The 3,551-nt window shown below is 66.5% G+C and carries 2 protein-coding genes; both read left to right on the top strand.

All coding sequences use genetic code 11. The features are described 5' to 3' along the window. Positions 1-2,609 (top strand): ATP-binding protein (locus ACLP9N_RS03825; protein WP_442406144.1); only part of this gene is annotated, 2,609 nt, incomplete at its 5' end. Further along, positions 2,609-3,551 (top strand): AAA family ATPase (locus ACLP9N_RS03820; RefSeq protein ID WP_442406143.1); only part of this gene is annotated, 943 nt, incomplete at its 3' end. The genes ACLP9N_RS03825 and ACLP9N_RS03820, both read left to right, overlap by 1 nt.

Below are 3,551 nucleotides of genomic sequence, written 5' to 3'. Positions count from 1 at the left end.
CGACCGCGCGGCTAGTGGAACAACATGTAGTCCTCAGCGAGCCGGAGATGGTCTACATCAAAGGCAGCGATCAACCGATCGCCGCTCAGCGATTACTAGGCGTGCCTGAACAGGATCATCGTGTCGCACCTACTGAGTCGACTCTGGTCGGTCGGCGCTGGGAAATGGCTGCTATCGAGGCCCTACTGGAGCGCGCCATCGATGGCCACGGCGCGGTCATCACCGTGGTGGGCTCACCCGGTATCGGTAAGAGCCGCTTGGTGCGCGAGGTCCGCGCGCTCGCCACTGCCCGTGAGGTCGAGGTGTTTTCCACCTTCTGCGAGTCCCACGCCACCGATGTCCCGTTTCGTGTGGTGGTGCGTCTGCTGCGCGCAGCGACGCAGGTCAGTGGTCTGGATGACCACGCCGCGCGGGCACGGCTGCGCGGAGTGATGCCGGACGCCGATCCGGAGGACATGCTGCTGCTGGATGACCTGGTGGGCATCGCTGATCCCAATGTGGAGCTGCCGAGGATCGATCCGGATGCGCGTCGGCGGCGGTTGATCAACGCCGCCCAGCTGGCCCGAAAAGCCGCGGCGGTCTACGTCGTTGAGGATACGCACTGGATCGACGGGGTCAGCGAATCCATGCTCGCGGACTTTGTGGCGGTGATCCCGCAGACGCACTCGCTGGTGCTGATCACCTACCGCCCCGAATACACCGGCGCGCTAAACCGGGTGCGCGGTGCTCAGAGCATCGCCCTGGCCCCGCTAACTGATCCTGAGACCGCAGCACTGGTCTCACAGCTGCTCGGGCCGGACCCCTCCGTGGGCGAGCTGGGCCAGATGATCGCCGAAAGGGCCGCCGGCAACCCGTTTTTCGCCGAGGAGATGGTGCGCGAGCTGGCCGAGCGTGGTGTGCTGCGCGGAAACCGCAGCGCCTACGTTTCGACGGTCGGGGCTGCCAAGGTCAGCGTGCCCGCCACGGTGCAGGCGACCATTGCCGCCCGCATCGACCGCCTTGCCCCGGCGGCCAAGCGCACCTTGAGTGCAGCAGGGGTCATCGGCTCGAAGTTCAGCCGGGACCTGTTGGAAACGCTGGGCATTGATCCTGTCCTGGACGATCTGGTGGGCGGCGAGTTGATCGATCAGATCACATTCACCGGCGATCCCGCGTATGTGTTTCACCATCCGCTGATCCGCACAGTGGCTTACGAGTCGCAGCTGAAGTCGGATCGTGCCGAGCTGCACCGGCGCGTCGCGGCCGCGATTGAGTCGCGTGACCCGGCGGCGGCCGAGCAGAACGCGGCCCTGATCGCCGAACATGTGGAGGCCGCCGGTGATCTGCACGCCGCCTACGGCTGGCACATGCGGGCCGCAACCTGGGCGACCAACCGCGACATCGCCGCGGCGCGGCTGAGTTGGGAGCGTGCCCAAAAGATCGCCGACGCCCTACCCGCCGAGGACCCGAACCGGGCAGCCATGCGCATTGCCCCGCGCACCATGTTGTGCGGGATCGCCTGGCGAGTCCACGAACACGTTGCCGGGGACCGCTTCGATGAATTGCGGCAGTTGTGCACCGCCACCGGGGACAAGGCGTCACTGGCGATCGGGATGGCGGGGCTGGTGATGGATCACGCGTATCAGGACCGAATCCGCGAGGCGTCGCAGCTGGCATCCGAAGCCTGGGCTCTCATCGAGTCGCTCGGCGATCCGACGTTGACGGTGGGGCTGTCCATCCAGGTGATCTATGCCAAGGGTCACAGCGGCGAGTGGTGTGACGTGCTGCGGTGGTCACAAACGGTCATCGACCTGGCCGACGGTGATCCGTCTAAAGGGAACTTCATATTCGGGTCTCCGTTAGCGCTCGCCTTCACTTCGCGGGGTATTGCCCGGTATTTTCTGGGTCGTCCGGGATGGGCAGACGACCTGCGCCACGGCCTGGCCATGGCCCGTAACACCGACCCCCCTTCCTACGTCGCGGTCGTCGGCTTCGTCAGCGGGGCAATGCCGTTTGGCGTGCTGAGGCCTGACGATTCCGCGGTGCGCGAGATCGAGGATGGCCTCCGGATTGCCGAACGATCCGGTGATGACTGGGCGGTGGCTCTCGCCCGGATGACGCTGGGCCGTGCGCTGGTGCACCGCAACACGGCTGCGGAGCGTGACCGCGGACAGAACCTCCTGGCCGAGGTCAGCGAGACGTTCCTGCGACGGGCAGACTTCCTGTGCGAGTTACCGAGTGTCAATGTGTATTTGGCACGTGAGAGGGCTCGGCGTGGAGATCGCGATGAGGCCATCCCTCTCATGCGCGCCGCCGCCGACCATCTGTTCCGCCAAGGACAGCTGCTGGGGTTTGGCATTCCAGCGACCGGTGTTCTGGTGGAAACACTGCTCGATCGCGGGACCGAGAGCGACGTGGCCGAAGCCCAGGCCGCAATCGAGCGGTTAGCGTCCGTGCCAGCCGATGAGGGTCTGGTGATGCGCGACATCTGGCTGGTGCGGCTGCGGGCTCTACTGGCGCGGGCGCACGGCGACGAGGCCCGCTATCGCGAACTACGGGATCAATACCGACAGACCGCGAAAACCCTTGGTTTCGAAGGGCATATCGACTGGGCTGAGGCGATGCCATGATGGCGGCTGCTCCTACGGGGGTGGTGACGTTTTTGTTCACCGATGTGGAGGGTTCGACCCGTCGGTGGGAGGCCGATGCGGAGGGGATGCGGGCGGCGCTGGCCGCACACGACGAGGTGTTGCGTACGGCGATCGAGGCGCACGGCGGCTGGTTGTTCAAGCACACCGGTGACGGGGTGTGTGCCGCGTTCGCCTCGCCCACGTCGGCGGTCGATGCCGCCGTGGCTGCGCAGCGGGCGCTGGAGTTGCCGGTGCGGATGGGGATCGCGACCGGGGAAGCCGAGCTGCGGGGGGCGGACTACTTCGGTGCGGTGCTGAATCGTGCGGCGCGGGTGATGGCCGCGGGGCATGGTGGTCAGATCCTGTTGGCCGAGTCGACGGCGGGTCTGCTCAGCGGAGTGGACCTGATGGATTTGGGGCCGCGGCGGTTGCGGGATCTGCCGACCCCAATCGGGGTGTTCCAGGTACGAGCAGCAGGGTTACGCACGGAGTTCCCGGCCCTGCGGGCGCTGGATGCGAGTCCGGGGAACCTGCGGGCTGCGACCACGAGCTTTATCGGGCGCGAGTCCGAGGTCGCCGAGCTGCAAGCCGCGGTGAAGGGTCATCGGTCGGTGACGTTGACCGGGGTGGGCGGGGTCGGCAAGACCCGCCTGGCGCTCGAGGTCGCCGAACGTCTGCACGATGAATTTCCGGATGGTGTCTGGGTTTTCGAGCTGGCTGCGGTCACCGATCCGGCGGCGATACCTGATGCAGTGGCGGCGGTGCTGGGCATCACCCAACAACCTGGCAAGACCGTCAGTGAGTCGGTGGCCGCTGCGTTGGAGGGCAGAGTCCGGTTGCTGGTGTTCGACAACTGCGAGCATGTGCGCGATGCCGCCGCCGATCTAGTCGAGGCGATCCTCGCGGCCTCGGCGACGGTGAGGATTCTGGCCACCAGCCGTG

Source organism: Mycobacterium sp. (assembly GCF_052144515.1).
Taxonomy (GTDB): Bacteria; Actinomycetota; Actinomycetes; order Mycobacteriales; family Mycobacteriaceae; genus Mycobacterium.
This window is presented reverse-complemented; position numbering and strand designations above follow the sequence as displayed.